This window comes from Pseudomonas sp. O39 (genome assembly GCF_045447295.1).
In the GTDB taxonomy this organism is placed as follows: Bacteria; Pseudomonadota; Gammaproteobacteria; order Pseudomonadales; family Pseudomonadaceae; genus Aquipseudomonas; species Aquipseudomonas antarctica_A.
This window is the reverse complement of record NZ_JBJGXV010000088.1, coordinates 1-285: the sequence shown is the minus strand read 5'-3', so window position 1 is coordinate 285 and position 285 is coordinate 1. Positions and strand designations below refer to the sequence as shown.

Sequence of the window (285 nt, the reverse complement as noted above, 5' to 3'; positions counted from 1 at the left end):
AGTGCTCTTGTCGATGAACACGTCATCGCTTGGCGCTGGCACAGTCACAGTGCCGACGGTGTCGCCGGCTTTGATGGTGATCGTCGAGCCGTTGTCGAGTTTCAGGGTGACGTCGGTGCCCGCTTTATTGGAAAGCGTAGCGGTGTACGTAATTTGACCGCCTTCACTCACCTCGGACGGAGCCGTCAGGGTGACAGTGGTGGTGTCAGCAGTGCCCGGAGTGTCAGTCACAGTGGTGGTGACTTTATCGGTACCAGGGACCAGGTTTTCGAAATGCTCGCCGCC

Annotated in this window: 1 protein-coding gene; it reads right to left on the bottom strand. The window is 58.2% G+C overall.

From position 1 onward, the window contains the following. Positions 1–285 (bottom strand): immunoglobulin-like domain-containing protein (locus ACI77D_RS29420; protein ID WP_407018116.1); only part of this gene is annotated, 285 nt, incomplete at both ends.